The sequence below is a fragment of the Streptomyces sp. NWU339 genome (genome assembly GCF_003143855.1).
Lineage (GTDB): Bacteria > Actinomycetota > Actinomycetes > Streptomycetales > Streptomycetaceae > Streptomyces.
This window is the reverse complement of the sequence record NZ_QFRK01000048.1, coordinates 20293-41040: the sequence shown is the minus strand read 5'-3', so window position 1 is coordinate 41040 and position 20748 is coordinate 20293. Positions and strand designations below refer to the sequence as shown.

18 protein-coding genes, 1 pseudogene and 1 riboswitch are annotated in these 20748 nt (G+C 73.1%); of the genes and pseudogenes, 7 read left to right on the top strand and 12 right to left on the bottom strand.

The annotated features are described in order from the left end of the window. Positions 1–62: 62 nt before the first annotated feature. Positions 63–707, bottom strand: coding sequence for an HNH endonuclease family protein (locus DIZ27_RS35415; protein WP_109382512.1), 645 nt, complete (start codon positions 705–707; stop codon positions 63–65). A gap of 423 nt (positions 708–1130) precedes the next feature. Here DIZ27_RS35415 and DIZ27_RS35410 point away from each other — a divergent pair, with 423 nt between their 5' ends. Continuing rightward, a complete protein-coding gene (locus tag DIZ27_RS35410) occupies positions 1131–1712 on the top strand; it encodes a TMEM165/GDT1 family protein (RefSeq protein ID WP_109382511.1) in 582 nt (193 codons plus the stop codon). A 252-nt stretch (positions 1713–1964) separates the two neighbouring features. Then, positions 1965–2657, top strand: coding sequence for an HAD-IA family hydrolase (locus DIZ27_RS35405; RefSeq protein WP_109382510.1), 693 nt, complete (start codon positions 1965–1967; stop codon positions 2655–2657). Between the two features lie 12 nt (positions 2658–2669). Here the strand turns inward: DIZ27_RS35405 and DIZ27_RS35400 are convergent, their stop codons facing one another. Continuing rightward, positions 2670–3866, bottom strand: a complete 1197-nt coding sequence (locus DIZ27_RS35400) for a peptidoglycan-binding protein (protein WP_109382509.1) — start codon at positions 3864–3866, stop codon at positions 2670–2672. A gap of 184 nt (positions 3867–4050) precedes the next feature. Between DIZ27_RS35400 and DIZ27_RS35395 the strand changes: the two genes are divergently transcribed. Further along, the gene (locus DIZ27_RS35395) at positions 4051–6192 is read left to right on the top strand and encodes an MDR family MFS transporter (RefSeq protein WP_109382528.1); all 2142 of its coding nucleotides are present in this window, start codon (positions 4051–4053) and stop codon (positions 6190–6192) included. A gap of 46 nt (positions 6193–6238) precedes the next feature. Here the strand turns inward: DIZ27_RS35395 and DIZ27_RS35390 are convergent, their stop codons facing one another. Continuing rightward, positions 6239–6730, bottom strand: coding sequence for a GNAT family N-acetyltransferase (locus DIZ27_RS35390; protein ID WP_109382508.1), 492 nt, complete (start codon positions 6728–6730; stop codon positions 6239–6241). Between the two features lie 125 nt (positions 6731–6855). Between DIZ27_RS35390 and DIZ27_RS35385 the strand changes: the two genes are divergently transcribed. Further along, positions 6856–7542, top strand: coding sequence for a hypothetical protein (locus DIZ27_RS35385; RefSeq protein ID WP_109382507.1), 687 nt, complete (start codon positions 6856–6858; stop codon positions 7540–7542). A 5-nt stretch (positions 7543–7547) separates the two neighbouring features. Then, the gene (locus DIZ27_RS46135) at positions 7548–8057 is read left to right on the top strand and encodes a hypothetical protein (RefSeq protein WP_181383843.1); all 510 of its coding nucleotides are present in this window, start codon (positions 7548–7550) and stop codon (positions 8055–8057) included. A 30-nt stretch (positions 8058–8087) separates the two neighbouring features. Here DIZ27_RS46135 and DIZ27_RS35375 read toward each other — a convergent pair whose 3' ends face one another. After that, on the bottom strand, positions 8088–8522 hold the full coding sequence (locus DIZ27_RS35375; RefSeq protein ID WP_109382506.1) for a DUF1992 domain-containing protein: 435 nt from the start codon (positions 8520–8522) through the stop codon (positions 8088–8090). A gap of 151 nt (positions 8523–8673) precedes the next feature. Between DIZ27_RS35375 and DIZ27_RS35370 the strand changes: the two genes are divergently transcribed. Further along, the gene (locus DIZ27_RS35370; protein ID WP_109382505.1) at positions 8674–9066 is read left to right on the top strand and encodes an FHA domain-containing protein; all 393 of its coding nucleotides are present in this window, start codon (positions 8674–8676) and stop codon (positions 9064–9066) included. Between the two features lie 30 nt (positions 9067–9096). Here the strand turns inward: DIZ27_RS35370 and DIZ27_RS35365 are convergent, their stop codons facing one another. Beyond that, complete coding sequence (locus tag DIZ27_RS35365; RefSeq protein ID WP_109382526.1) at positions 9097–9768, bottom strand: O-methyltransferase; 672 nt, start codon at positions 9766–9768, stop codon at positions 9097–9099. A 315-nt stretch (positions 9769–10083) separates the two neighbouring features. On the opposite strand from DIZ27_RS35365, the pseudogene DIZ27_RS35360 reads away from it, so the two are divergent. Continuing rightward, positions 10084–12162: pseudogene (locus DIZ27_RS35360) on the top strand (bifunctional glycosyltransferase 87/phosphatase PAP2 family protein). Positions 12163–12334: 172 nt separating this feature from the next. Here the strand turns inward: DIZ27_RS35360 and DIZ27_RS35355 are convergent. The 7 genes from DIZ27_RS35355 to DIZ27_RS35325 all read right to left on the bottom strand — a co-directional run bounded on the left by DIZ27_RS35355 (position 12335) and on the right by DIZ27_RS35325 (position 20488). Further along, positions 12335–12751, bottom strand: coding sequence for a transglycosylase SLT domain-containing protein (locus DIZ27_RS35355; protein ID WP_109382504.1), 417 nt, complete (start codon positions 12749–12751; stop codon positions 12335–12337). A 359-nt stretch (positions 12752–13110) separates the two neighbouring features. Continuing rightward, a complete protein-coding gene (locus tag DIZ27_RS35350) occupies positions 13111–13962 on the bottom strand; it encodes an ECF transporter S component (RefSeq protein ID WP_109382503.1) in 852 nt (283 codons plus the stop codon). Next, complete coding sequence (locus tag DIZ27_RS35345; protein ID WP_109382502.1) at positions 13959–15635, bottom strand: ABC transporter ATP-binding protein; 1677 nt, start codon at positions 15633–15635, stop codon at positions 13959–13961. The genes DIZ27_RS35350 and DIZ27_RS35345 overlap by 4 nt, the downstream gene beginning before the upstream one ends. After that, positions 15632–16744: an energy-coupling factor transporter transmembrane component T gene (locus tag DIZ27_RS35340; RefSeq protein WP_109382501.1), complete on the bottom strand. Its 1113-nt coding sequence runs from the start codon at positions 16742–16744 to the stop codon at positions 15632–15634. Before DIZ27_RS35340 ends, DIZ27_RS35345 begins: the two co-directional genes overlap by 4 nt. 55 nt (positions 16745–16799) lie before the next feature. Continuing rightward, complete coding sequence (locus tag DIZ27_RS35335) at positions 16800–17462, bottom strand: SCO2322 family protein (RefSeq protein WP_109382500.1); 663 nt, start codon at positions 17460–17462, stop codon at positions 16800–16802. After that, positions 17459–18733, bottom strand: coding sequence for a prenyltransferase/squalene oxidase repeat-containing protein (locus tag DIZ27_RS35330; protein WP_109382499.1), 1275 nt, complete (start codon positions 18731–18733; stop codon positions 17459–17461). The genes DIZ27_RS35335 and DIZ27_RS35330 overlap by 4 nt, the downstream gene beginning before the upstream one ends. A 111-nt stretch (positions 18734–18844) precedes the next feature. Beyond that, a riboswitch (cobalamin riboswitch) is annotated at positions 18845–18981 on the bottom strand. Between the two features lie 118 nt (positions 18982–19099). After that, a complete protein-coding gene (locus tag DIZ27_RS35325; RefSeq protein WP_109382525.1) occupies positions 19100–20488 on the bottom strand; it encodes an endo-1,4-beta-xylanase in 1389 nt (462 codons plus the stop codon). Positions 20489–20748 lie beyond the last annotated feature (260 nt).

Below are 20748 nucleotides of genomic sequence, written 5' to 3'. Positions count from 1 at the left end.
CCCCTTCCTCCGTCGCCCCGTACGGTACGCAGCGACGGAGGTCAGTGGGGAGAACCCGGCACTCAGCAGCTCGCGAGGTACCCCTGCAGGGCGGACTTCTCGGTCGAGTCGACCGACAGGTTGTAGTAGTACTTCACCTGCACCCAGGCGCGCACGTAGGTGCAGCGGTAGGCGGTGCGGGACGGCATCCACTCGGCGGGGTCCTTGTCGCCCTTGGCCTGGTTGACGTTGTCCGTGACCGCGAGCAGCTGCGGACGGGTCAGGTCGTTGGCGAAGGTCTGGCGCTGGGAGGTGCTCCAGTTCCGGGCGCCGGAGTCCCAGGCCTCGGCGAGCGGGACGACGTGGTCGATGTCGACGTCGGAGGCGGCGGACCAGGTGGCGCCGTCGTACGGGGAGTACCAACTGCCGCTGGTGGCCGCGCAGGAGGAGTCGGTGACGACGTTCGTGCCGTCGCGCTTGAGGACCGTCTCGCGGGTGTTGCAGGTGCCGCTGATGGTGATCCAGTGGGGGAAGAGGTCGCGGTTGTAGCCGGTGCGGACCTCGGCGGAGACGGGCAGTGAGGCGAGGTAGGTACGGGCGGTGGCGGCGCTGACCGGGGTGGGGAGGGCGGCGGAGGCGCTGGGGCCGTTGAGCATTCCGGCGGAGGCGATGAGTCCGGTGAGCGCCGCGACTATGCTCAGCCGTCGACGCGCGTAGAACTTCGGCATGTGCGAACTCCCTTGTGGGGTGGGTCCGTTGGAGTGTGAGCAGGGGAATGCTCGGCCCGTGGTGTTACGGGGAGGGGTGGGTTTGGTGAGAAGTTAATGACGCGACCATGACATGTCTAGGGTCGGGGCGGTGTGGATCCGGTGCGGGTGCGATGTGTCCGCGCGCACAGACGGTCCGCGGCGCCTCGCGTACCATGGACGGCGCAGAGGGGGAGTAGCCCTTCGCCGGACCGTCGACATACTGCTCAGCCGCGGCTGAGCCGGCGCCCGGAGGCAGGTCCCGCAGGGGCCGGCCGGCGAGACCTTCGGCAAGCAGTGCACCGCCCGTGCCTCTCGGCGCGGGTGCCACGTGTGCTGTCGTGCCGAGGTGTCCGCGAACGCACAGCACTCTCGGTGGGGCAGCCCCGACCGATCGAGGAACCGTTGATCAACCTGACCGTGACGGCCGTCGTGTTCGGCGTCGTCTTCCTGGCCGAGCTGCCGGACAAGACCGCGCTCGCCGGCCTCGTCCTCGGCACCCGTTACCGGGCCTCCTACGTCTTCGCCGGTGTCGCCGCCGCCTTCGCGGTGCACGTCGCGCTCGCGGTGGCGGCGGGGAGCGTGCTCACCCTGCTGCCGCAGCAGCTCGTGAGCGCGATCACAGGTGTGCTCTTCCTGGGCGGCGCGGCGGTGCTGCTGTTCAGGAAGGGCGAGGACGAGGAGGAGATCCGCAAGCCGGAGAACCAGTCCTTCTGGAAGGTGTCCGGGGCGGGCTTTATGCTCATCCTGGTCGCCGAGTTCGGCGATCTCACCCAGATCATGACGGCCAACCTCGCCGCCCGTTACGACGCCCCGCTCTCCGTCGGCCTGGGCGCGGTGCTCGCGCTGTGGGCGGTGGCCGGACTGGGCATCGTCGGCGGGAAGGCCCTGATGAAGCGGGTGCCGCTGAAGCTGATCACGCGGATCGCGGCGCTGCTGATGCTGGGGCTCGGGGTGTGGAGCCTGTGGGAGGCGGTCACCGGCTGACCGGCCCGAGGGGCGCCCGGGTGCCGGGCGCCCGGGCCCCGTGGAGGGGTGCGGGAGCGGCGGCGGGGCCAACGAATGGTGAACGGTCGGCGGAGGGGCTGGCGGGATGCCGGGCAGGTTTTGTACCGTGGGTGAACAAAGTGGCTCCCGCCCGTTCTCCCTGACCGGCGGGCGGGGCCGCCTTGTCTCCTCCGGGCCCCACTCCCGGCCCGCAGCCGGGCCCGGCCCCACCCCCGCGCTTTGGAGCTGCCGATGACAGCCACCGCCGTACTCACCGCCCGCGCCCTCCTGCTGGACATGGACGGCACCCTTGTCAACTCGGACGCCTCGGTCGAGCGCGTCTGGCGGCGCTGGGCCGAGCGGCACGGGCTCGACGGGGACGAGGTCATGAAGGTCGTGCACGGGCGGCAGGGCTACGCCTCGATGGCGCTGCTGCTGCCGAACAGGCCGATGGCGCAGAACCTCGCCGACAACGCGCGCATGCTCGCCGAGGAGACCTCGGACACCGATGGCGTCGTCGAGATACCGGGCGCCCGTGACTTCCTCGCCTCGCTCGACGGCCTGCCGCACGCGCTGGTGACCTCGGCCGACGTCGGCCTCTCCACGGCCCGGATGGCCGCCGCCGGGCTGGCGCTGCCCGAGGTGCGGGTGACCGCCGAGTCCGTCGGCGCGAGCAAGCCCGACCCCGAGGGCTTCCTCAAGGGCGCGGCGGAACTGGGCGTCGACCCCGCCGACTGCGTGGTCTTCGAGGACTCCGGAGCGGGTATCGCCGCGGGGCGCGCGGCCGGGATGCGGGTCGTCGGGATCGGCCCCCGCGCCGGATTCCACGCCCCGGACGTGGTCGTACGGGACCTGACCCGGGTGCGGGTCGAGCGCGGGACGGACGGGACGATCCAGCTGCACGTCACCGGAGTCGTGGCCGGAGCCGGAGGCGTGGGGGCGTAGCGCCCGCCCGGCCTACGGCTCCCGGGTCTCCGACTCCAGCCGGCTCCGGGTCTCCGGTCCGTACACGCCCAGCTCGTCGCCGCTGATGCCCCGGGACCACTGGTAGTGGCGCAGGGCGTCCTCCACCCGGCGGTTGAACCGGCCGTGGAGCTCGCTGTTGTACAGGTACAACTGGCGCAGGCGATGCTGGAGTTCGACGACCTCCGGCCCGTGGTCGCCGCGGCGCAGTACGGCACCGGTGACTTCGCGGACCTCCTCGTCCGCCACCTCCGCGGGGGCGTCGGCCGGGGCGGTGGTCGGCGCGGCCGACGACGACTCCGCCGTGTCCGACGGGGACGCCGAAGCGCTGGACTCCGACGCCGAGACCGACGGGGACGCCGACGGGCTCGCGCTCTCGGACGGCGAGGCCGAGGCCGAGACCAGGAGTGACGGTGATGCCGCCGGGTTCGCGCTCTCGGACGGCGAGGCCGAGGGTGAGACCGACGGGGCGTCCGGCACGCTCACCCGCACGTCGTCCGGCAGCGCGCCGTCCTGGGACGGCGCCTCGTACGCGAACAGCCCGCTCGCCCACCCGGCGGCCCCGGCCACCGCCACGACCGCCCCGGCGGCCGTGAGCAGCGCGGTACGGCGACGGCGGCGGCCCCGGGGGGTGGATCCCCCGGCGTCCGGGCCCAGGTCCAGGTTCGTGGCCGGCCCCGCCGCTGCGGGCACCGTCCGGGTCGGGCGGGTGGCCTCGAACAGGTGGAGGTCGGTGGCGTTCGGCTCGGTCGTGGGCGGCGCGAGCGGCGCGGCGAGCGGTGTGGGCGCGGGGGTCGGCTCGGGCGGGGCGGAGGGGGGCACGGATGTCGCGTCCGGCGGGACGACGCGCAGTTGCATGGTCGCGTCGGCGGCGGGCGGCGCGTCCGGTCGGTCCTCGGCCGGGGCAGGGGGCGCGGCCTCCGGTCCGGCTTCCGGCTCGGGGGCGTGCTCGGGTGCGGCGTCGTGCTCGGACACGGGGTCGTGCCCCGGTGCGGCATTCGGCGTAGTCGCCGGCGTTCCGTCGTCGAACTCCACGTATGGGCGTATGCGGAGCGGATGGAAGTCCTCCACCGCTGCCGCCTGAGCCGTACGGGCGTCGCGGAGGGCGTCGGACGCGCGCGGACCGCAGGCGCAGGACGGAGTGTTGTCCCTGTTCCTGGGCGCACCGCACTCCGGGCACGGGGTTTCCATCGGCTGTACCACGCGTTGTCCCTCCCCTCGTGATCTCCAGAGATTATGCAGATCTCCTCCACACCCCGCTGCACAAGCCCCCGGAACGCGGTCTTCCGGAGGCAATCGACGGGCTGTTCAACAGGAGAAAAACGGTCATACCGATCACGATGGGCCCTGGGAACCAGAACCTGTGGAGGTCGCCATGGCCGGGTACGCGCACGGTAGGACGGAGCGGGCGGGCAGCGCGCGGCCCTCATCCGGTGCCGGCTCCGGTCCGCCGTCCTCCTCCGCCGGTCCGCCGCCCTCCGACCCGGGCCCCCCGGAGCAGGCGGCCAAGAACCTCGTCGTCTCGATCGGCGCCCTGCTCCTCGGTCTGCTCCTCGCCGCCCTCGACCAGACCATCGTGGCCACCGCGCTGCCCACCATCGTCAGCGAACTGGGCGGTCTGGAGCACCTGTCCTGGGTGGTCACCGCGTATCTGCTGGCCTCGACCGCGGCCACCCCGTTGTGGGGCAAGCTCGGCGACCAGTACGGCCGCAAGCGGCTGTTCCAGTTCGCCATCCTCATCTTCCTGCTGGGCTCCGCGCTGTGCGGCGCGGCACAGGACATGTCCCAGCTGATCGCCTTCCGGGCGCTCCAGGGGCTGGGCGGCGGCGGACTGGTCGTGCTGTCCATGGCGATCGTCGGCGACCTCGTCCCGCCCCGTGAACGCGGCAAGTACCAGGGCATGTTCGGCGCGGTCTTCGGCACGACGAGTGTCCTCGGGCCGCTCCTGGGCGGACTGTTCACCGAACATCTGAGCTGGCGCTGGGTGTTCTACGTCAACCTGCCCCTCGGAGTCGTCGCGCTCGCCGTGATCGCGACGGTGCTGCACATCCCGCGCAGAGCAACCCGGCACGTCATCGACTACCTCGGCACCTTCCTCATCGCCTCCGTCGCGACCTGCCTCGTCCTGGTCGCCTCCCTCGGCGGCACCACCTGGGGCTGGGGCTCGCCGCAGACCGTCGTCCTCGCGGTCCTGGGCGTCGTCCTCGCCGTCGTCTTCGTCGCGGTGGAGCGGCGGGCCGCCGAACCCGTACTGCCGCTGAAACTGTTCCGGATCCGCACCTTCACGCTCTCCGTCGTGATCAGCTTCATCATCGGCTTCGCCATGTTCGGCGCGCTGACCTATCTGCCGGCGTTCCTCCAGATGGTCCACGGGGTGAGCCCGACCATGTCCGGCGTGCACATGCTGCCGATGGTGGTCGGCACGTTGTCGGCCTCGACCGCCTCCGGACAGATCGTCAGCCGCACCGGCCGCTGGAGGGTGTTCCCCATCGCGGGCACCGCCGTCACCACCGTCGGCCTGCTGCTGCTCCACCAGCTCGACGAGCACAGCTCCACCGCCGTGATGAGCGCCTTCTTCTTCGTCTTCGGCCTCGGGCTCGGGCTGGTCATGCAGGTACTGGTGCTGATCGTGCAGAACGCCGTCTCCTACCGGGACCTGGGCGTCGCCACCTCCGGCTCGACCTTCTTCCGCTCCATCGGCGCCTCCTTCGGTGTCGCCGTCTACGGCACGATCTTCGCGAGCGGCCTCGACGACCGGCTCAGCGACGCCTTCCGCGGCGCCCGGCTCCCGCCCGGCGTCTCCGTCGGCGCGCTGGAGGCCGACCCGCGCGGCATGGCGGACCTGCCGGCCGCCCTGCGCCCCGAAGCCGTCCACGCGTACGCCGCCGCCATCACGGACGTCTTCCTGTACGCCGTCCCCCTCGCCCTCCTCGGCTTCGTACTGGCCTGGCTGCTCAAGGAGGACAAGCTGCGTGCCTCGGTCCCCTCGCCCGACGGCACCGGGGCGCCGGCCGGCGAGCCGGTGGAACGGCCGTCCCCCGACGAGGTGGGTCGCGCGCTGTCGCTGCTCGGCACCCACGAGGGACGGCGCGAGATCTACCGGACGACCACCGCCCGCGCGGGCTGCGACCTGCTGCCCGCGACGAGCTGGCTGCTGCTGGGGATCAGGAAGCGCGGCTCGATGGAACCGGCCCTGCTCGCCGAGCGCGGAACCATCCCGCTCACCGTCGTCCTGGAGGCCGCCCGCCAGGCCGAGGTGCGGCACCTCGTCACACGCGAGGGCCCCGGCCTCGTACTGACCGACGGCGGGTACGCGGTCGTGGAGCGGTTGGCGCGGGCGCAGGAGGAGTTCCTGGCCGAGCTGCTCGGCGACCGGTGGGGGCCGGACCGGCCGACCGATCTGGAGCGGCTGGCGCACGAGCTGACGGAGGAACTGGGCGGATCACGAGCCGGAAGCCCGCACGACGACAGCCCGGAAGGCCCGCACGGCGAGCGGCCGGGGGCGCCCGTCGGTTGAGCCGGATGGTTCAGCCGGGTGATTCGGACGGGGACAGACAGGTGGCTCACACGAGGTGCTTGGCGAACCAGTGCTCGGCGTACGACATCGAGTTGTGCGGCTCGGTCTCGGTGAAACCGAGCCGGGCGTACAGGGCACGGGCCTCCACGAGGTCCGAGCGCGTGTCGAGGACCAGCCGGGTGGCCCCCGACGCGCGGGCCGCTTCCTCGGCGGCGCCCACCAGGAGCGCCGCACCGCCCTTGCCGCGCATCGCCTCGTAGAGGAAGACCCGGGTGAGTTCGGCGGTCGCGGCGTCCAGCAGCCGGACCCCCGCGCTGCCCGCCGGCTCGCCCGCGTACCGCGCGACCAGCAGATGCCCCCGCGGCGGCACGAGGTCGGCGCCCGACTGGGCGGCGATCTCGCGCTCCAGCTCCGCCGGGTCGGTCCGGCGCCCCTCGTGCAGCAGATACCAGCGGTCGCTGACCTCGGTGTAGTACGCACGCCAGAGCGCGGCGGCGGCAGGGGAGTCGGGGCGTTCGGGGCGGATGGTCCACGTCACGACCGCATTCTGCGTCCATCCACAGCCGGACGCGCAACTCCTGTTTGCAATCGGGCCTTTCGGCTACCCGTCCGGCGAACCGGCGCATGAGGAGTGCCGGTTGGCCGACACACCGGAAGGCATCCATGTCCACTGGCCTGATCATCGCTTTGATCGTGATCGTGGCGGTCGTTGTCGTCGCGGCGGCCGCACTGACCCTGCGCGCCCGCGGTCCGTACCGCGGCGCGCACCTGAAGCGGCGCTTCGGACCCGAGTACGACCGGGCCGTCGCCCGGCACGACGGGGACGCCGAAGCCGCCGAACGCGAACTGGCCCAGCGCGTACGGCTCCACGGCGACCTGCGGACACGACCGCTGGAACGCGCCGAACGGGAGAGGTACGAGGCGGGCTGGACGGCCGCGCAGGAGCGGTTCGTCGACTCGCCGGGGGCCGCGGTCGCCGAGGCGGACCGGCTGCTCGCCGACCTCGCCTCCGCCCGGGGCTTCCCCAACGGCGGACAGTACGAGGAGCAGCTCGCCGCGCTGTCCGTGCACCACGCCCGGCACGTCGACGGCTACCGGCGGGTGCACCGGGTGGCGCAGGCCCGCGCCGACGGCACGCACGGCACACACGGAGGCGGCGCGGGCACCGAGGAGATGCGCGAGGCGATGGTCGAGGCGCGCGCCCTCTTCGACGACCTGGTGCGGCCGTCCCGTCACGACGGCGGAGACCATCGCGCCGGCCCGCACGGCAACCGCGGGAAGACGGCCGCACACGGCCGCTCCCCCCACATGCCGTCGTTGCTGCACCGGCGACAGGCGAAGGAGAGCTGAGCGAGATGACCGACACGACCCGGCGCCCCGGCGACGCACCGACGGGCGAGGCGCCCCCCACCACGACCATCCGCCCGACCAGCCGAACGACCGCTCCCGGGACCCACGACGGCCTCCCCGAGGACGTGCACGACGACCCCCGTCGTGACGTCCACGAGGAGGGCGCCCGCCACGGCGGTGACCGCGACCCCGAGGGGGCGGGCGGTACCCGTCTGCTCCCGCACGACGACTGGCACAAGCTCTCCGAGCAGTTGCAGCACGCCGTGGCCGGGTTCGTGGACGCCCCGAGGGACTCCGTGGAGCAGGCCGATCACGTGCTGCAGGAACTCGCCGCCCGCTTCACCGACGCGGTGACCGAGCGGCGCCGTACCCTGCGCCGGTCCTGGCAGACCGCGGACGGGGGCGAGGGCCCGGACACCGCCGTGACCGGCACCATGACCAGTACCGACACCGAGCAGCTGCGCCTGGCCCTGCGGGACTACCGCGGGCTGGCGGAACGGCTGCTGCGCGTCTGACCGGGACCGCTCCGAGCAACCGGCGGGCTGTCAGGCGGGCGGGCCCTGCGGCCCGTCCCCCGCCCCCGTCCGGCGCTCCCGCCACTGCCGTACGACGTCCTCGACGTCGTACGGCTTCTTGCCCAGCGGGGGGCCGGGCGGGGGCTTGAACATCATGTCGCGGATCTTGGCGTTGACGTCCGTGATGATCTTCCGGACGATCCGTTCGGAGGGGGCCGCGTAGGCCGCCGCCAGGGCGTCCTCGGCCTCCTTGCGCAGGGCCAGCGTCGGCGGCAGCACGGAGTGGCCCTCGCGGGCCAGCTTCCGCCTGACCCACCACAACTCGTCGTACGGGGACTCCATGTCAGGGGGCAGCGGCTTGCCCGCTCCCGGCAGCCGTTCGAACTCCCCGCGCGCCTCGGCGTCACGGATCTGCTTGTCCACCCAGGACTCGAAGTCGACGCCCGGCGGCTTTCGCTCGGTCATATGACCATTGTGCCCACCGGGCAGACGCGGTGGAACCGGGCGTTTTATCATTCGGCGGCAGCGAGCGAGTCGTACCGGTCGCCGCGCCAGGCCGTTCCGGCCGCCGCAGGGCCGGCCCCCGGCCCGCCAGGACGTCTCAGGAGGAGCGCACGTGCTCGAACTCACCATGGCCGCCGTGTCCGCGGAGGAATCGGGGGCCACGGCCGGCATGCTCATGGCCGACGCGCCGAGCGAGCCGGGTGCCGTGCTGCGGGTGGGGCGGGACAGGTCGGTGTGCCGGCTCTCCACGCCGGACGACTGGCTGTTCGTGTCCAGGGTCCATCTGGAGTTCCAGTGCGCCCAGGACGGCACCTGGTATCTGAGCTGGCTGCGCGGCTCGCTGCCCGAGCCGTCCTCCGAGGTCCGGCTGACCGTCGGTGAGCAGGTCCACCCGGTCGCCTACGGCGGCAGCGTCGCGCTGCCCCGGGGCGGCAACGGCGAGGTCGTCATCCTGGACCGTGCCGCCCCGCGCAGCGTCAACGTGGGCTTCTACCACGAGGTGTGAGACCGGCGGGCACCGCGAGGGCCCACCGGCTCACTCCAGCACCCGCGCCAGCGCGAAGCCGTCGTAGCCCTTGCCGCCGACCGTCTGGATCGCCGTACCGGCCAGCCTCGGGTGGCTGCCGATCAGGTCGAGGGCGGCGCGGGTGCCCAGCACGTCCGGGGAGGTGCTCTCCGCGTCGATCACCCGGCCGCCCCGGACGACGTTGTCGAGGACGATCAGGCTGCCCGCGCGGGTGAGCCTCAGGGCCCACTCCAGGTAGTGCGGGTTGTTGACCTTGTCGGCGTCGATGAAGACCAGGTCGAACGGGGGCGGGTTCTCGTCGGCCAGCCGGGGCAGCGACTCCAGCGCCGGACCCACCCGCACCTCGACGAGCCGGTCCAGGCCCGCGCGGCCGATGTTGCGGGTGGCGACCTCGGCGTGGAGCGGCTCGTACTCCAGCGTGATCAGCCGCCCGTCGGCCGGGAGGGCGCGGGCCAGCCAGATGGTGCTGTAGCCGCCGAGGGTGCCGATCTCCAGGACGTACCGGGCGCCCTGCGTCTGAGCGAGGAGCTGGAGCAGCTTGCCCTGGTTGGGGGTGACGGCGATGGGCGGGAGCCCGGCGGCCTCGCTGTCCCGCAGGGCGGCCGCCAGAGCCTCGTCGTCGGGTGCGAGGCGGGCGGCGAAGTAGTCGTCCACCGCGCGCCAGAGCTGCGATTCGCTCATGCCCTTCACCTCTCGTCCTTCTCCGTCCGGTCGGTCCGGTGGCTGGCTCAGCCGGCTCGTGCGGCCGATGAGCACGACGTCACCAACCCTCCCATGTGGTCCGTCTCGCGTCCCCGCGGGCAACCCGACCCCCCGCCGTCCATCGTCTTCCGGGATCGAAGCCGGACCAAAGGCAGGACCAAAGCAGGACGGACGTCAGGTGAAACGGGGGTTGCCTGCGTCTCCTTCCGGGGGCGGCGCGGGCCTCATAGGGTTTGCGGAGGTACCCCCACGCGGGGGACGTGTGGGACCGACGGGGCGGGAGGCCGACGAGGCGTGGCGAACGCGGCACACAGGGGGCGACCGGCGGAGGCGTTCGGAGCCACGACCGTCGACGGTACCCGGACACGTCTGCACACGGCGCGCCTCGGACTGTGGCTGCTCGCCGCCGTCCTGGTCGTACGACAGGTCGTCGCCGTCCTGACCACCCCGCGCGGGGAACGGCTCACGGACCTCGAGACCTGGTTCGGGCACGACGGGGTGCTGCAGGCCAGCGGCTCGCTCTACGAGTCGACCCGCTTCACCGGCACCCCCTTCGGCGGGCTCGTCCTCAAACCGCTCAGCAGATCCGCCGAACAGGCCCTGGGCTGGGGCTGGACCTTCGGCACGCTGCTGCTGGTCGTCGCCCTCGGTCTGGTCGCCGTCCGCGCCCTGCCCCAGCCGGTCGGCCGGCGCACGGCGCTGCTGGCCGCGCCGGTCGCGGTCAGCCTGCTCATGCTGTCGCTGCCCGTGCGCAACACGCTGTGGCTCGGCCAGACCAGCGTCATCCCCGTCCTGCTCGTCCTGCTCGGCTGCTTCGTCGCCCGCGGGCAGCGGGCCGGCGGGGTGCTGATCGGTGTCGCCGCCGCCCTCCAGCCCACCCTGCTGCTCTTCGCCCCGCTGCTGTGGTTCACCGGCCGCCGCCGGGCCGCCGCGGCCTCCGGCGTCACCTTCGCCGCGAGCACCGCGCTCACCTGGGCCGCGATGCCGCAGGACTCGTACACCTACTGGGTGCGCCACATGGCGGGCGTGGGCCTCGGTGGCCGGGCCGACGACCTCGCCAACCAGTCCCTGCACGGCGCCCTGCTCCGCCTCGGCCTTGAAGGGCCCGTCGAGGTCGGGCTCTTCCTGCTGCTCGGCGCGGCCGTCGCGACGCTCGGTCTGCGCCGCGCCGTCCGCTACGCCCACGACGGCCAGCTGCTGCTCGCGGTCGCGATCACCGGCTGCGCGGCCATCGCCGTCTCCCCGACCGCGTGGCAGCACCAGCTGCTGTGGGTGCTGCTCGCCCTCGTCGGCACCGTCGGCAGACGCGCCGGTGACCGGCTGCTGTGGCCGGTGGCCGTCGTCCTGGTGATGACGCTGCCCGCCCAGATGATCCTGCCGAACCTGGCGGTCCTCCACCCCGTCCGCGACAACGTGGTGCTGCTCGCCGCGCTCGCCGCCGCCACGGTGATCCCGTTCCTGTCGCGCACCTCGCCGTACTTCGGCTCACCCGTCCCGACCCGGTACGCCCCGCCCGTCCCGACCCGCTTCCGGCACGTCCCGCCGCTGCCGTTCCTGCGCCGGGTCCTGAGCCGCCCCAACCTGCTGCTGGAGCTGCTGCTGATCCGGGTCACCTAAGCCGCCTACTCCCAGGTGCGGCTCGCGGCGACCGGCGGCAGGGAGCGCGCGGAGGAGCACGCCCAGCAGATCCTCGACCTCGAGCGCGTGCTCCACCTGGACATCGAGCACGCGGTCAACCACGCCGTCGTGGAGATCGACTGGCTGCGGAACTTCTTCGACTTCTACTACACGTCGTTCCACTTCCTCGTCCCGCTCACGGTCCTCGGGCTGCTGTACTGGCGCCGCCCGGTCGACTACCGCTGGGCCCGCGCGAGCCTCGGCTTCGCCACCCTGCTCGCCCTGCTCGGCTTCTGGCTCTACCCGCTGACCCCGCCGCGCCTGATGCCGAACCTCGGGATCATCGACACCGTGCACGGCGTCCAGGACTTCTCCAAGCCGGACTACGGCACCCTCACCGCCCTCACCAACCAGTACGCGGCGATGCCGTCCCTGCACTTCGGCTGGTCCCTGTGGTGCGGCGTGGTCATCGCGATCATCGCCCCGAAGCTGTGGATGAAGGCACTCGGCCTGCTGCACCCCCTGTTCACGGCCGCCGCGATCGTCGCCACCGGCAACCACTGGGTCCTGGACGCGGTCGGCGGCGCTCTGGTCGTCGCCGCCGGCTTCGGCCTGACCCACCTCTTCCAGGGCCCCCGCGCCCGCACGACCATGGCCGCGGCGCCCGTGACCGAGGGCGCACCGGTGGTACCGCACCAGGCGGCGAGCCCGGAGCGGGCGGAGAGACCGGAGCGGTCGGAGAAGGAGCGCGCCTGACCGGCCCGACGGCCGGGCCGCCCTCCACCGTCTCGTCCTCGACACGCCGACTCTCCTGGCGTTCTCAGGGATCGGTGTGAACGGCGAAGGCGGCGGCCCCGGGGATCAGGGGGCCGCCGCCTTCGGTATGCGGGGTGGTGCGGGTGGTGCAGGGGGGCTGGTGCCGGGTGGATCAGTACCAGTTGTTGGACTGCCAGAAGTCCCAGGCCTCGCAGGGGCTGCCGTAGCGCTCGTTCATGTAGCCGAGACCCCACTTGATCTGGGTGGAGGGGTTGGTCTTCCAGTCGGAACCGGCCGAGGCCATCTTGGTGGCGGGCAGGGCCTGGACCAGGCCGTAGGCGCCGCTGGAGGCGTTGGTGGCGGTCGGGTTCCAGTTGCTCTCACGCTGGACGATGTTGGAGAAGCACTGGTACTGCGCCGAGTCACCGATCATCTGCTGCGCGGTCGCCTGGGCCGAGCCCGTGGTCGTGGTGGCCGCCTGCGCGGGGGTGGCGGCGATCAGCGTGCCGCAGGTCGCGGCGGCGAGGGCGGCACCGGCGAGGGCCTTCTTCGGGGTGGCGACGGCGCGGAGGATGGAAACGGCGGACACGTGGGGCCTTTCTTCGGGTGCAGGGCGGTCGCCGTGGGCCCGGTGCCGGACCGCACATGGTGCGGGGGCGGGGCATACGTCGGCGCCGCGGCCCGTGGGGGCACGTCGGCGCCTGGCGACTGCTCCACAGAAGCAGTTCCGAGGGTTCGTCCGCAATGACCGTATTTACTATTGGTGGTCGCATTCGGTGCGGTTTGTCGGCGTGCGGTCCGTGGCCATGCGCGCAGTTCGGAGGGGGCGGAGGAAGAGGAGCGGGGCGCGCTGAGGGCTACGACACCGCTTCGTATGTGATCGAGGTCATGTGGGGTGGTTCACCGTGGTCGGCCGTCGCCGTCACCGTGGGCGTGCGGGGCGATTACTCAGCGGTGCCCCGTAAAAGTGACCGGCGTCTCGAAAGCCGCTCGGCGGGTGGCACGGCGCAGGGCGCGGAGGACCGGGGCGCCCAGGGTCAGGGCCAGGACGACGGTGAGCAGGGCCCGGCCCAGGTCCCAGCCGAGGGACGTGGCCAGGCAGTACGCCATGAAGCGGGCCAGGTTGGCGGGGACCGACGCGTCCGGGTCGAAGGAGATGTTCGAGGCGAGGGCGGCCATGAAGGGCCAGCCCGCCATGTTCATCACCGTGCCGTAGGCGAAGGCCGCCAGAAAGCCGTAGGCGGCGAGCATCCACAGCTCGGCGCGGCCCCGGAGGCGGTCCGGGCCCGGGAGCAGGCCCGCGCCCATCGTGAACCAGCCCATCGCCAGCATCTGGAACGGGAGCCACGGGCCGACCCCGCCCGTGAGCAGCGCGGACGCGAACATCGTCACCGAGCCGAGCACGAAGCCGAAGCCGGGACCGAGGACCCGGCCGCTCAGCACCATCAGGAAGAACATGGGTTCCAGACCGGCCGTCCCCGCGCCGATGGGGCGCAGGGCCGCGCCCGTCGCCGCCAGGACGCCCAGCATCGCGACCGCCTTCGGGCCGAGGCCCGACTCCGAGATCGTCGCCGCCACCACCGCGACCAGCAGCACCAGCAGCCCCGCGAAGAGCCACGGCGCGTCCTGCGCGTGGGCGTTGAGGGTGGAGGCGGGCGGGGCCAGGAAGGGCCAGCCGAAGGCGGCCACGCCCACCGCGCTCACCAGGGCCAGCGCCAGGAGCGAACGCGGTCCCAGCCGGACGGCCCGCGCCTGGCGCTGCGCGCCGGTGAGGGCGGTCGGGGTACGTGCGGGGGTCATGACAGGGCCGCCCGCACCTGGGAGACCGTGAGCCACTGCTGCGGGGCCAGGACCTTCGCCACCTGGGGGGCGAAGGACGGTGACGCGACGACCACCTCGGCCGCCGGACCGTCGGCGATGACCTCGCCCTCGGCGAGCAGGACCACCCGGTGGGCGAGTTCCGCCGCCAGTTCCACGTCGTGCGTGGCCAGGACGATGGCGTGGCCCTCGGCGGCCAGCCCCCGCAGTACGGCGACCAGGCGGGCCTTCGCCGCGTAGTCCAGGCCGCGGGTCGGCTCGTCGAGGAGGAGCAGGGGCGGGCGGGCGGTGAGGACGACGGCCAGGGCGAGGGCCAGGCGCTGGCCCTCGGACAGGTCACGGGGGTGCGTGTCGTCCGCGACCCCGGGGAGCAGCTCCGACAGTAGGGCGCGGCAGGTGCCCGCCTCCGCCTCCGCGTCCCGGTCCGCGGCGGCGCACTCCGCGCCGACCGTGTCCGCGTACAGCAGGTCGCGCGGCTCCTGCGGGACGAGTCCCACCCGGCGGACCAGGTCGCGGGGACGGGTGCGGTGGGGCACGGCGTCACCGGTGCGGACCGAACCGGCGGACGGTTCGACCAGGCCGACGAGGGCGCCGAGCAGCGTCGACTTCCCGGCGCCGTTGCGGCCCATCAGGGCGACCGTCTCGCCGGGGGCGACCGTCAGGTCGATGTGGCGCAGGGCCTGGATGCGGTCACGGCGGACGGCGAGGGAGCGGACTTCCGCCACGGGGGCGGGAGTCGAGGCGTCCGTCTCGGTGCGCTTGAACAGGCGCCGACCAAAGGGCGCGGGCGCCGCGTCCTCGGCGGTCTCCCGGGCGGGCTCCCGCGGCGGCCTCGCCGCGTCGGCCAGCCGCTCCCGCAGACCGGCCGCCCGACGGCGTGCGTCCCGCACGGTCAGCGGCAGCGGGGACCACCCCGCGAGCCGGCCCAGCGCCACCACCGGCGGGAACACCGGGGAAACCGCCATCACCTCGGCCGGCGTGCCGAGCAGCGGGGGCTCGCCCGGCCCCGGCAGCAGCGCCACCTGGTCGGCGTACTGGATGACGCGTTCCAGCCGGTGCTCGGCCATGAGGACGGTGGTGCCGAGGTCGTGGACCAGGCGCTGGAGGACCGCGAGGACCTCCTCGGCCGCCGCGGGGTCCAGCGCGGACGTCGGTTCGTCCAGGACCAGCACCCGCGGGTGCGGGGTGAGCACCGAGCCGATGGCGACCCGCTGCTGCTGGCCGCCGGAGAGCGTCGAGATGGGACGGTCGCGCAGGCCGGCCAGGCCCAGCAGATCCAGGGTCTCCTCGACGCGGCGCCGCATCACGTCCGGAGGCAGACCCAACGACTCCATGCCGTAGGCGAGTTCGTCCTCGACCACGTCCGTCACGAAATGGGACAGCGGGTCCTGACCCACCGTGCCCACGACATCGGCGAGTTCGCGCGGCTTGTGGGTGCGGGTGTCGCGGCCGGCCACCGTGACCCTGCCGTGCAGAGTGCCGCCGGTGAAGTGCGGGACGAGGCCGCTGACCGCGCCCAGTACGGTGGACTTGCCGACCCCGGACGGACCGGCGAGCAGGACGAGTTCACCCTCCAGCACCTCGAAGTCGACGCCCCGTACGGAGGGTTCGGGCATGCCGTCGTACGTCACGGAGACGTTCTCGAAGCGGATCACGACGGCTCCTTGCCGGTGTCCTCGGGTGCGGGGGTGACGAAGGCGGGGAGCAGGCCGATCAGTACGGCCGCCGCCGGCCACAGGGGGAGCGCGGGCGCGACCAGCGGCACCACACCGGGGTGCAGGGCCGCCGGATCGCGTGCGGCGGCGAGCGCGAGCAGCGCCGCGACCGCCGCGCCGGAGCCGGCGACCAGCCAGGCGCGGGCGTCCCAGCGGTCCGGTCGGTAACGGGTGCGCAGGGAACGCCGGCCGCCCAGCCACAGGCCCGCGAGCGCGGCGGCGAGACCGGCCAGGAGCAAGGGCAGGCCGTGGACGGCGCCCTCGGCGGTGAGCAGTCCGTACGTTCCGGCGCAGACGCCGAGCAGCCCGCCGAGGGTGAGGGCGGCGGTGGTGCGGCGGATCCCGGCCGGGACCTGCGCGGTACGGCCGTAACCGCGGGCGTCCATCGCGGCGGCGAGCGCGACCGAACGCTCCAACGCGCCCTCCAGGACCGGCAGTCCGACCTGCAGCAGCCCCCGGACACCCCGGTCGGGGCGGCCCCGCAGCCGACGGGCGGCGCGCAGCCGCTGGACGTCCGCGATCAGGTTCGGCGCGAACGTCAGCGCCACGACGACGGCCACCCCCGTCTCGTACAGGGCGCCGGGCAGGGACTTCAGCAGACGGGAGGGGTTGGCGAGGGCGTTCGCGGCGCCGACGCAGATGAGCAGCGTGGCCAGTTTCAGGCCGTCGTACAGGGCGAACGTGAGGGCCTCGGCCGTGACCTCGCCGCCCAGGCGGATGCCCTGCGCCCAGTCGGGGAGCGGGACTTCGGGCAGATCGACGAGCACATGCGTGCCGGGTACGGGGGAGCCGAGGACGATCGCGAAGAGCAGGCGGATGGCGAGCACGGCGAGCGCCAGCTTGACGAACGCGCCGTAGGAGCGGGCCCAGGGCGCGTTCGGGCGGCGGGCGGCCACGACATACGCGGAGACGGTGACGAGGAGCGCGAGCAGCAGGGGGTTGGTGGTACGGGTGGCGGCGACACCGAGGGCCAGGGCCCACAGCCACCAGGCGCCGGGATGCAGGGCGTCGCCCTGCCGGCGGCGCGAGGCGGGGGCGCCCGACGGCACCGGACGTCCGGTGCCGGTGCGCCCCCGCGGCCGGGCGTCGCCGGGTTTCACCGACCTAGGCACGACGGCGTACCCGCAGGACCGCCGCCGCACCCAGCAACGCCACCGCGGCGATCCCGGCGACCAGACCGAGCGAGGGGCCGCCGTCGTCGTCCGAGGACGCCGACGATGCCGAGGACTTCGCGTCGCCCTCCTTCTCGGGCGCCGGTGTGCCGCCGCCCGACACCTGCTCCCCGCAGCCCTTCTCCGGGTAGCCCGCGATCGCGCACAGCAGGGCGTTGCTGTTGTAGCGCAGGGGCCCGGCGACGGAGGCCAGGGCCTCGGCCGTCGTGGCGTCCGCGGGGACCCGGGCGCAGGCGGTGCGGCCGTCCGGCGGGGCCTCGCCGGACGGGGCGTCGGCGGCCGTACCGAAGTCGATGACCAGGGCCACCCGCTTCTCGCCGTCCTTCGCCGGGGTCTTCGCGCAGATCGCGGCGAAGTCGGCGGCGCCCCTGGGCCGCGTCGCGTCGGCGGAGTCCTCGCTGACGGCGAACCGGAAGCCCTGGACGTCGCCGTCGGCGGGACGGGCCGTGGAGGGGCCCTGGGTGGCGTACGTCCACGCGTCGCCGTCCAGGTCCCAGAACGACCAGTACCGGTAGCCGGCGGCCTGCGCCTGGCCCACGCCCGCCAGCAGCGGCAGGAGCAGGGCCAGGAACAGCACGGTGGCCCGGCGTATCACGACTGCTGCTTCCTGCTCCGGCCGCGCAGCAGGAAGCCGATGCCGGCAGCGGCGACGAGGCACACCCCGACGATGGAGCCGACCCACCAGAGGCCGGACCCGGAGTCCGACTCGGCCTTCGCCTCGTCCTTCTCGTCCTGCCCGGCCTTGTCGTCGTTCGCCGTCTGCGAGGACTTCTCGGCGGCCGGCCCGGTCGCCGTGAGCTGCTTCACCAGGTCGCTGCCGCCGAAGGCGCGCGGGTCGGTGCCGGTCGCGTGGGCGGCGAAGATCAGCTGGGCGTAGGCGGCGGGGCCGCTCTGGGCGGCCCAGTCGGCGGCGTTCTTCTCCAGCCAGGCCACGGACTTCGCGGCCTGCTCGGTGGCGCCCTGCGCGGCGAGCGCGACCACCGCGTCGGCGGTGTTGCCGTAGTCGGGCTGGTCCTCGGAGCCGGGGAGGGCGGAGACGAGGTGGCCGTCCTCGGCGAGCACGCCGATGAGGTGGGCGGCGCCGTTGGCTGCGGCCTGCTCGGGCGTGTCCGCCTTCTCGCAACCGGCGTCCGCCGCCTCGCCCTTGCCGGGTTCGACCACCAGGCCCACGCCGAGGGAGCCGACCACGCCCGCCGCCGTGGCGTCGGCGTTGGCGACCAGTTCGCCCTTCTTGTCCGGCTGGAAGGCGAACGCGCCCGCACCGTCGGCCCCGCCCTTGCCGCCCTTGCTGTCGCACGGCAGCGCCAGCTTCAGCAGGGCGTCGTGGGGGGACTTGCCGTCCTTGACCACCTCGGCCGGCTTCTCGCCCGTCGCGGCGAGCGCGCCGATGACGACGGAGGTGGAGTTGGCGTCGCTGGCCCCGCCCGCCGTGTAGCCCCAGCCGCCGTCCTTGTTCTGCACGGACTTCAGCCAGTCGACGGCCTTGCCGGTGACGGCGTCGTGCCCGCCGAGGGCGGCGAGGGCCTGGACGGCGGCGGCGGTCTGGTTGGTGTCGACCATGGTCTTGGCGTCGCACGCCGTGCCGGTGTCCGCACGGTACGGGGCGAACGAGCCGTCGGCGCACTGCTGCCCCGCCAGCCAGTCGACGGACGCCTTCGGCGGCTCGACGCCCACCGTGTGCTGGGCGAGCAGGGCGAGCGACTGCCGCCACACGCCGTCGTACTGCGGATCGCCGTCGCCGTACAGGGCGGTGGGCAGGGCCTGCTGGGACGGCGAGGGGGACGGGGACGAGTCGGCGGCGGCCGGTACGGCGGCACCGATCACGGCGACGGCGGCCAGGACCGCTGCGCTGCTACGGACGTTCATGATCGGCGGATGCCTCTCTCCCTGTGGGGAGCCAGGCAGCACGGGACATCCCGGCGGCTCGGCTCCGTATCCCTCGACGGTGCCGCGCTCCGGCGGACCGCCGGGCGCGTGAGCCGGTCACGAACCGTTCGGGGCATTCCGGCTCGCCGTCCCGGTGGACGGCTCACGGTTGCGGGTCAGCGCCGGAATTGCACCGGCTTCCCCCCGTACGGGTGATGACGACGCCGTCACTCTACCCGTACGTAAGAAAGTGGCCGGAAGTGGCTTGAACCGAGGTGGCCGAGGTCACGTCGCCACGGACCGGCCCGCCTCGTCGGCGGAGGCGGGCCGGTCCGTGGGGTCCCGTGGGGTCGGGCGGGGATTCGGTCAGGAGGCCGTGCAGGGGCCGAGCTGCGGGGGCGTCGAGTTGCCGTTCCGGTTCACGGTGAACCCGAAGCTGGTCGAGGCTCCGGCCTCCAGCGTGCCGTTCCAACTGGACCGCACCGTCATGACGTTGCCGCTGCCGTCCCAGGTGGGCGTGCCGTTCCAGACCGAGATGACCTTCTGCGGGGCGGTCAGCGTGACGTTCACGCTCCAGCCGCTGATCCGTGAACCACCCGCCTTGATGGTCACCTGGCCGTTGTAACCGCTGCCCCAGTCCTCCGTCGTGGTGTAGGTGGCGGTGCAGGCGGCGCCCGGGTTGCCGGGGCCGCCGGGGTCGCCGCTGGAGGAGCCGCCGAGCGCGCTCAGCACGGTGTGGTAGGCGGGCTTCTTGCCGTAGTTGTCGTCGAACAGCAGCGGCGTTCCGCTCGCCCGCCACGAGTACTTGTCCGGGATGCCCCACACCGTGATGCCGGTGCAGCGCGTCACCGTCAGGCAGGCCCGCACGACGTTGCCGTAGTTGGTGGCCTGCGCGGTGCCCGAGCCCTCGATGTCCAGCTCGGTGATCTGCACGTCGACCCCGAGGTCGGCGAAGCGCTGGATGTTGGCCTGGTAGTCCGAGGGAACGGGGGAGTTGGGGTTGAAGTGGGACTGGAGGCCGATGCAGTCGATCGGCACGCCGCGGGCCTTGAAGTCCCTGACCATGGCGTAGACGGCATTGCTCTTCGCGTTGACGCCGTCAGTGTTGTAGTCGTTGTAGCAGAGCTTGGCGTTCGGGTCGGCCGCCCGGGCGGTGCGGAAGGCCTCCTCGATGAAGCCGTTGCCGAGTTTGTCCTGGAAGGGCGAGCTGCGCCGGGCGCCGCTGCCGCCGTCCTGGAACGCCTCGTTCACCACGTCCCAGGAGTGGATCTTGCCCTTGTAGTGGGTCATGACCTGGGTGATGTGGTTGTTCATGGCCGACCGGAGGTCGGCGGCGCCGAGCCCGGAGACCCAGCCCGGCAGCTGGGAGTGCCACACCAGGGTGTGCCCACGGACCGACATGCCCCGGCCTTGGGCATGGTTCACGATCCTGTCGGCGTTGCCGAAGCTGAACGAGCCGCGGCTGGGCTCGAGGGCGTCCCACTTCATCTCGTTCTCCGGCGTCACCGAGTTGAACTCGGTGTTGAGCGTGGCGGCGTACTGCGCCTCGCCCAGACGGTTCGCGGCGACCGCGGCACCGAAGTAGCGGCCCTGCTCGGCCGCCGCCGCGCCCAGGGTGTCGGCGGCGTGGGCGGTGCTCTGGGGGAGGGCCACGAGCGCGGTGACGGTGAGGAGTGCGGTCGTGAGGATGCCGGCCCTGACGCCGGCGCCCCTTCTCACGCTCCTTCCGATGCCGATGGTTCCGGTTCCAATCATGAGCATGTCATCCCTTCTCCGGTGGGGTCCCGTGTTCCGTGGTGCGGGTCGTGCGGGTGGTGCGGATGCCGGGGATCGTCTGCCGCGCTGTGCCGTGTTCCGCTGCGTCTGGGGCTGGGCCTGGGTGCGAAAGTTTCGGGCTCAACTCCGAATTGCAGCGCAGACGATACGAATGACTGCGGAGCGGTCAACCGTTCACGCGCAACTGGGCCGCGGATGGCCGAAGGTTGACCGGCGGTGGAGGAGGGAGTGGTGCGCGG